Annotated in this window: 7 protein-coding genes and 1 pseudogene; 4 read left to right on the top strand and 4 right to left on the bottom strand. The window is 71.3% G+C overall.

The genetic code is table 11. From position 1 onward, the window contains the following. Positions 1–312: pseudogene (locus tag B2U11_RS04815) on the bottom strand (amidohydrolase); the annotation flags it as partial. Between the two features lie 125 nt (positions 313–437). On the opposite strand from B2U11_RS04815, the gene B2U11_RS04810 reads away from it, so the two are divergent. Further along, the gene (locus B2U11_RS04810) at positions 438–1,727 is read left to right on the top strand and encodes a dicarboxylate/amino acid:cation symporter (RefSeq protein WP_292070300.1); all 1,290 of its coding nucleotides are present in this window, start codon (positions 438–440) and stop codon (positions 1,725–1,727) included. 24 nt (positions 1,728–1,751) lie between these two features. Then, complete coding sequence (locus tag B2U11_RS04805) at positions 1,752–2,774, top strand: mechanosensitive ion channel family protein (RefSeq protein WP_292070299.1); 1,023 nt, start codon at positions 1,752–1,754, stop codon at positions 2,772–2,774. Positions 2,775–2,776: 2 nt separating this feature from the next. Here the strand turns inward: B2U11_RS04805 and B2U11_RS04800 are convergent, their stop codons facing one another. Then, on the bottom strand, positions 2,777–3,529 hold the full coding sequence (locus B2U11_RS04800) for an alpha/beta hydrolase (RefSeq protein WP_292070298.1): 753 nt from the start codon (positions 3,527–3,529) through the stop codon (positions 2,777–2,779). 62 nt (positions 3,530–3,591) lie between these two features. Here B2U11_RS04800 and B2U11_RS04795 point away from each other — a divergent pair, with 62 nt between their 5' ends. Then, complete coding sequence (locus tag B2U11_RS04795; RefSeq protein ID WP_292070297.1) at positions 3,592–4,656, top strand: FecCD family ABC transporter permease; 1,065 nt, start codon at positions 3,592–3,594, stop codon at positions 4,654–4,656. Further along, positions 4,653–5,429 (top strand): ABC transporter ATP-binding protein, encoded by a 777-nt coding sequence (locus tag B2U11_RS04790; protein WP_292070296.1) that lies wholly within the window; start codon positions 4,653–4,655, stop codon positions 5,427–5,429. The genes B2U11_RS04795 and B2U11_RS04790 overlap by 4 nt, the downstream gene beginning before the upstream one ends. Positions 5,430–5,433: 4 nt before the next feature. Here B2U11_RS04790 and B2U11_RS04785 read toward each other — a convergent pair whose 3' ends face one another. After that, positions 5,434–5,805, bottom strand: coding sequence for a hypothetical protein (locus B2U11_RS04785; protein WP_292070295.1), 372 nt, complete (start codon positions 5,803–5,805; stop codon positions 5,434–5,436). A 13-nt stretch (positions 5,806–5,818) separates the two neighbouring features. Continuing rightward, positions 5,819–6,886, bottom strand: coding sequence for a YncE family protein (locus B2U11_RS04780; RefSeq protein WP_292070294.1), 1,068 nt, complete (start codon positions 6,884–6,886; stop codon positions 5,819–5,821). Positions 6,887–6,981 lie beyond the last annotated feature (95 nt).

Below are 6,981 nucleotides of genomic sequence, written 5' to 3'. Positions count from 1 at the left end.
CGGCAGGCCGTCCATGTCGGCGCGGACCAGGATGGTTGGCCCCTCCCCGTTCCTCAGCACGGCCACCACGCCATGTCCGCCCACGCCTCGCGTGACCTCATAGCCCAGCGCCTCCAACTGGTCGGCGACGACGCCGGAGGTGCGGACCTCCAGGCCCGACAGCTCGGGATGCTGATGGAAGTCGTCGAACAGGGCGGCCAGATTGGCGTCGTAATCCGCCTTCACCGCCGTCTCCAGGGCCGCATCCTGCGCCAGCGCTCCGCCCGCCTGAAGCACCGCCGCCGCGGCCAGTACCGTAAAGAGCCTGCTCATCGTCCTCATCCCCCGATCAACGAGACGCCAGACTGCGACGCACGGCCGGGCTTGGCAACGGCGCTGAACGCGCCGTGAAGCAGGTTTCGCGAGCGCGGGCGCGAAAGCGATGCTAGCGGTGCGGCATGAACCGATCCCGCGTCGTCTCCTTCTTCTCTTCGCTGAGCTTCTTCGTCATCGCCGCCCTGGCGGCGGGGATCGTGGTCGGGGCGGGCGCACAGGGGCTGCATCAGCCCGCCGTGACCGGGGGGCTGGAGGTGATCGAGTCGCTGGGCCAGGTGTGGCTGAACGCGCTGCGGATGACGGTCATTCCGCTGGTCTTCAGCCTGCTGGTCACGGGAATCGTCGCCATCGCGGATGCGGCCGCGACCGGGCGGTTGGCGATCCGGGCGCTGATGGTGTTCGCGGTCCTGCTGCTCGGGGCGACGATCTATGCGATCCTGGCGGGGCTGGGTCTGCTGACGCTCTGGCCCATCGACCCGGCGTCGGGGCAGGCGCTGCTGGCCGGCGTGCCGCCAGAGGCCGCCGCGACAGTCGGCGAAGCGGCCCACGCCGACGGACTGCGCGCCTTCCTGAGCAGCCTTGCCCCGGCCAATGTGGTGTCGGCGGCGGCGACGGACAGCGTGCTGGGCGTGGTGGTGTTCGCCATTGCGTTCGGCTTCGGCGCGACGCGGATCAGGGCGGACCTGCGCCGCCCCTTAGCGACCTTCTTCGAGGGGGTGGCCGAGACCATGGTGGTGATCGTCCATTGGGTGCTGTTGGCCGCGCCGTTCGGCGTGTTCGCCCTGGCGCTGGGCGTCGGCCTGCGGGCGGGGCTGGGCGTGGCGGGCACGCTGGGCCACTACGTCGCCATCGTCTGCCTGAGCCAGATCGGCCTGATCGCCATCGTCTATGTCGTCGCCATCGTCTGGGGGCGCATCTCGCCCGCGCGGTTCGCCCGCGCCGTGGCGCCGGCGCAGGTGGTGGCGGTCTCGACCCAGTCCTCCCTGGCCAGCCTGCCGGTCATGGTCGAACGCGCGCGCGACTGGCTGGGCGTGCCCCAGACGACGGCTGGCCTGGTCCTGCCGCTGGCCGTCGCGGTGTTCCGCATCACCAGTCCGGTCGCCAATCTGGCGGTGTGCCTGTGCGTGGCCCAGCTCTACGGCGTGGATCTGAGTCTCGGCGCCCTGATCGCCGGGGGCCTGACGGCCATCGCCGTGTCCATCGCTTCTGTCGGCCTGCCTGGGCAGGTCAGCTTCTTCGTCAGCATCGGCCCGATCTGTCTGGCGATGGGCCTGCCGCTGGGGGTTCTGCCGCTGCTGCTGGCGGTGGAGGTCATTCCCGACATCTTCCGCACCGTGGGCAATGTCACCGCCGACCTGGCCGCGGCCCGCATCGTCAACGGTCCGAACGAGGCGGCGTCGGCGGAACCTTGACCGTTCGCCGCGCGCTGTTGAGCCATGAACCCGATCACGACGTTCGACCTGTCCAAGTTCGAGCATTCGTCCCTGACCCGTTTCGCCGGGGCCAACATCACCATCGGCGGCCTGATCAGCGCGGCGGTGATCCTGGCCGGCGCCTTCGTGCTGAGTTGGATCGTCACGCGGGCCCTGCGTCGGGTGCGCGAACGGTCGGATCGCAGCCGGCAGGTGGTCTATCTGCTGGAGCGGCTGGCCAGCTACGGCATCATCGTCTTCGGCGTCATCTCGGCCCTGTCGGCGGCGGGGCTGAACCTGTCGTCGCTGGCGGTCTTCGCCGGCGCCTTGGGCATCGGCGTGGGGCTGGGCCTGCAGGGGGTGGTCAAGGAGTTCGTGTCGGGCCTGTTCCTGATTTTCGACCGGATGGTGTCGGTCGGGGACTATATCGAGATCGAGGACATCGGCATCCGCGGCGCCATCATGGAGATCGGGCCGCGCGCCCTGCGGGTGCGCACCAATGACAACGTCAACGTCCTGGTCCCCAACTCGCGCCTGATCGAGCAGCCGGTCACGAACTGGACGCTGAAGGGCGACACCCGGCGCATCCACGTGCCGTTTTCGGTCGCCTACGGCGCCGACCGGGGCAAGGTGCGCGACGCCGTCCTGGCCGCCGCCCGCGCCAGCCCCTTCACCCTGCCCGAGACCGAGGCCCGCAAGAGCCAGGTCTGGCTGGTGTCCTTCGGCGACAAGGGCCTGGATTTCGAGCTGCTGGTCTGGCCGACGCGCGACGCGGTCAAGCGACCGGCGGCCATGCACGCGGCCTATACCTGGCTTGTGGCCGACGCCCTGGACGAGGCGGGCATAGAGGTGCCCCTCCCCCAGACCGACCTTCGCATCCGCAGCGCCTTCGGCCTGGAGGGCGACGACGCTCTGCGGCGGCTGGGCTATGGCAAGGGACCGGCGCCCCGGGCCGCCGCGCCCGCCGGTCGCGCGCCGTCCGCCAACGACGCCGCCGAGGACGTGATCCGTCCCGCCGACATGGAGCCGCCTTCCGACAAGGCCTGAGTTCAGGCCGCGCTGGCGTGGCGCAGCGCGTGGGGGATCAGGGCGAACGGCGCCGCGCCGTGGTCGGCGCCCGGCGCCATCCTGAGACGGAGCGGACGCCCCGCTCCGTCCGCTGCGGCGGCCCAGGCCTCGATACGCGCCCGCATGTCGCGACCCGTCTCCTGTTCGCCATAGCCCACAAGCAGGCGATCGTCGGCATGATCGACCGCAGGCGCACGCCACCACAGGGACGGGCTGACGCTGATCCAACGCGCGAACAAGTCGCGACGCCGCTCCAAGGTTTCCAGCACGAACAGGCCGCCCAGCGAATGGCCGAACAGTGCGCGTCGGCCGGGGTCCAGCGGCGCGGCGTCCATCGCGGCCGGCCATGCCTGGTCGATCAGAAACCGTCGAAACGCCTCCGCGCCGCCGGATGGCCGCGCCCAGTCCGGCTCGGGACAGGGCGTGTCCGTGAAGTCCAGCGCGCGCGCGTCTTCAACCGACCCTTCCATCTCGTCATGAAAGACGCCGATCACCCCCAGGGGCCGCACCCCGGTCTTTTCCGGCCGCGCGGACAGGGCCGATGCGGTCGCCGCGACAGCCTGGAACAGCCGATGACCATCCAGGACCGTCAGCGACGGCCATCCCTCGGGCGGCGGCGCTTCTTCAGGAAGGGATATCGCCAGGCGGTAGCGCCGCCCGCTCGGCGTCTCCAGCGGCCGCATCCACTGGCGCTGGGGCTGAAAGGGCGTCCACGGCGATGTCGGATCAAGCATGGCCTTTCCTAGCCCATTCCGTCGCGGTGTTGTAATGCGACGCAATCCCAATCCCGCGCGACATGACCATTTCGATTCCCGCCCCTGCTCCCGCCGACGCCCTGACCGACTATCGCCGCAGCCGGGCGCGGCGACGCCTGGTGCTGGTCGTGCTGGCGCTGGCCTGCCTGGCCGCCCTGACGCTGGACGTGATGACCGGCCCGTCCTCCATGCCTGTCGGGCGCATCCTGGCGGGCCTGGTCGATCCCGCAAGGCTCAGCGCGCCGGAGGCGGCCATCGTCTGGGGCATCCGCCTGCCCTCGGCCGTGCTGGCGGTGCTGGTGGGCGCGGCCCTGGCCCTGTCTGGCGCCGAGATGCAGACCGTGCTGAACAATCCGCTGGCCAGCCCCTTCACCCTGGGCGTCTCCTCGGCCGCCTCGTTCGGCGCGTCGTTGGCCATTGTGCTGGGCCTGGGCCTGCCCTTCGTCCCCGCCGACGCGGTGACGACGCTGAACGCATTCGTCTTCGCCTTCGGATCGGTTCTGCTGCTGCAGGGCCTGGCCCGTGCTCAGCGCGGCGGGGTGCAGAGCATCGTCCTGTTCGGCATCGCCCTGGTCTTCGCCTTCAACGCCCTGACCGCCCTGGTGCAGTTCGTGTCGTCGCAGGAGGCGCTGCAGCAGCTGGTGTTCTGGACCATGGGCTCCCTGTCGCGGGCCAGCTGGCGCGCGGTCGCCTTCATGGGCGTGGTGGTGGCCCTGGCGACGCCCTTCTCCCTGTGGTCGGCGCGGGCGCTGACTGCGCTGCGGCTGGGCGAGGATCGCGCCATGAGCTTCGGCGTCGACGTGACCCGCCTGCGGTTCCTGGCCCTGCTGCGCGTCAGCCTGCTGTCCGCGACGGCGGTGGCCTTCGTCGGAGTGGTCGGCTTCGTCGGCCTGGTCGCGCCTCACATCGCCCGCCTGCTGGTCGGAGAGGATCACCGCGTCTTCCTGCCCGCCAGCCTTCTCAGCGGCGCGCTGCTGATGTCGCTGGCCTCCACAGCGGCCAAGGCCCTGGTCCCCGGCGCCCTGCTGCCCGTGGGCATCGTCACGGCGGTGATCGGCGTGCCGCTCTTCCTGCTACTGATCTTCCGCAACGGGGCGCGCGGATGAGCGCGGCCTTGCGCATCCAGGGCCTGGGCGCCGGCTATCGCGACCGCGCCATAATCCAGGGACTGGACCTGGCGCCCCTGCCCGCCGGCCAGGTGGTGTCGCTGGTGGGGCCGAACGGCGCGGGCAAGAGCACCCTGCTGCGCGCCGTCGCCGGCCTGATCCCCGCCTCGGGATCGGCGCGCCTGGGCGATGTCGAACTGAACGCCCTGTCCATCGCCGGGCGGGCGCGCCATGTCGCCTATATGCCCCAGACCCTGCCGCAGGACGTGGCGCTGACAGTGCTGGAAACGGTGATCGCGGCGTTGGAAGCCTCGCCCCTGGACGGCCCGTCGCGCGGCGCGGCCGAGGCGGCGATGGCGGTGCTGGAGCGGGTGGGCGCCGGCGATCTGGCCGGGCGGCGCCTGGACCGGCTTTCGGGCGGCCAGCGCCAGATCGCGGCCCTGGCCCAGGCCATGGCGCGCGAGCCGCGGGTGCTGCTGCTGGACGAACCGACCAGCGCCCTGGACCTGCGCCATCAACTGGAGGTGCTGACCCTGGCGCGCGACTATGCGCGGGAAAAGTCGGCCGTGGTCGTCATGGTGCTGCACGATCTGCAGGCCGCGGCGCGGGCTTCGGACCATGTGGTCGTTCTGGCCCAGGGCCGTCTGCGCGTCGAGGGACCGCCCGCCCAGGCGATCACGCCCCAGGTGCTGGCCGACGTCTGGCGGGTGCGCGCGCGGGTGGAGCCCTGCGCCCGGGGCCAGCTTCAGGTGATGGTCGACTCGGTCCTGTGAGACCTCAGGCGCGCCGGGCCGTCACGATCCAGGCCGCCCCGTCGATGACGACGCCGGCGGGCGTGACCTTGCGCGCAAACGCCTGACGCACCGCGTCCATCGCGCGACGCCGAACCGGCTCGGGCCTCTCGGTCAGGGCGATCAGCGCTTCGGAAATATCCACGCCCAGGACGCCGCCGGAGGGTCCGACCGCCCGGCCGCAGGCGCCCGCGCCGCACCCGACGTCCAGCACCCGCTCGCCGATCGCCGGAGCGGTGGCGGCGAGCAGGGCTTCGCCAAAGGGCCGCAACATCCGGTCGAGCCGCGCCTGATTGGCGACCCAGAGGTCGCCGTTCGGACCATTCCAAGCGAACGGACGGACGGGCTCGGCGGACATGGCGGCCTCTCGATCAGGGGCGGATCAGGGTGACGGTGTCGCCCGCCGGATCGACCGGGACCGGCGTGCCGGCCGGGGCGTTGCGCGGCAGGCCCCGCGCCTTGTTCGTCACATAGACGGCGTTGGTCGCAGGGTCGATGGCGATGGTCTGGGGGAAGGTGCCCGTCTGCAGATTGGCCAGGACGGCGTAGTCCGCGCCGCTGACCACGGTAACCGTGCCCGCCTGGCGGTTGGCGACATAGATCTGGTCGTTGCCGGGGTTGTAGGCGACGCTCAACGCGCCCTCGCCCGTCGGCGCCTTCTTGATGATCGCGCCGTCTGCGGCGTTCATGACGGTCAGGTCGCCGGACCCCTGGCTGGCGACGAACAGGCGCCCGCCCCGCGCGTCGAAGGCGACGTTGGTGGGACGCTCGCTGCCGGTCGGCCAAGGGCCGGTCGCTTCGCCCGTCGCCAGGTCGATGGCGGCGACCTCGGCCGAACTCATGCCGGTCACGAACAGGCGGTTGTTCTCGACGTCCAGCGCCGCGCCGGTCAGGCCGCCGACGGGCACGTCGATCTTGCGCTCCAGGGTCTGGGTGGCGCCGTCGATGACCCAGACCTGGTTCGGGCGGCTGGCGTCGCCGGCGTCGCCGCCGACGACGGTGACATAGACCTTGTTGCGCTGCTCATCGACGACGGCCTCGCGCACATGGGCGGAATCGTCGTCGCCGTCGGTGATGTGGGCCACCACCTGGCCGGTGCGGACATCGACCGCGTCCACCGAACCCGAACGGGTCGCGGTGCCGTACAGGATCTGGGTGCGGCTGTTGAAGCCCAGGCCGTAGAGCGGGTTGGCCGAAACGTCGATCGCGGCGCCCGGCGTCAGGTCGGCGTTCAGCCGCGCCACGGCTCCGCGGGTCTCGCCGCGCGGGCCGACGGCGGCGACCAGCACGGTGCTGTCGGCCGGATTGAAGACGATCTCGTACAGGCCGCCGGGCGCGACCTTGACGGTCTTTTCGATCGTCTGGGCCGAGGCGGTCGAGGCCATCGCCAGGGCGGCGAAGGCGGCGGCGGTCAGAATGCCGTTGCGAAGGGTGATCATGACGGGTCTCCGGGGTGAAATCATCAGGCGGCGGAATATCAGGCGGTGGGGACCAGGTCGGTCCAGTAGTCCCCGCGATAGGGGACGGCCAGGAA

The sequence above is a fragment of the Brevundimonas sp. UBA7534 genome, assembly GCF_002479325.1.
Taxonomy (GTDB): Bacteria; Pseudomonadota; Alphaproteobacteria; order Caulobacterales; family Caulobacteraceae; genus Brevundimonas.
This window is presented reverse-complemented; position numbering and strand designations above follow the sequence as displayed.

Bases quoted from the DNA above. Each gene is read 5' to 3' on its own strand.
- B2U11_RS04795 (WP_292070297.1), top strand. From the start codon at position 3,592: ATGACCATTTCGATTCCCGCCCCTGCTCCCGCCGACGCCCTGACCGAC.
- B2U11_RS04785 (WP_292070295.1), bottom strand. From the start codon at position 5,805: ATGTCCGCCGAGCCCGTCCGTCCGTTCGCTTGGAATGGTCCGAACGGC.
- B2U11_RS04790 (WP_292070296.1), top strand. From the start codon at position 4,653: ATGAGCGCGGCCTTGCGCATCCAGGGCCTGGGCGCCGGCTATCGCGAC.
- B2U11_RS04810 (WP_292070300.1), top strand. From the start codon at position 438: ATGAACCGATCCCGCGTCGTCTCCTTCTTCTCTTCGCTGAGCTTCTTC.
- B2U11_RS04800 (WP_292070298.1), bottom strand. From the start codon at position 3,529: ATGCTTGATCCGACATCGCCGTGGACGCCCTTTCAGCCCCAGCGCCAG.
- B2U11_RS04805 (WP_292070299.1), top strand. From the start codon at position 1,752: ATGAACCCGATCACGACGTTCGACCTGTCCAAGTTCGAGCATTCGTCC.
- B2U11_RS04780 (WP_292070294.1), bottom strand. From the start codon at position 6,886: ATGATCACCCTTCGCAACGGCATTCTGACCGCCGCCGCCTTCGCCGCC.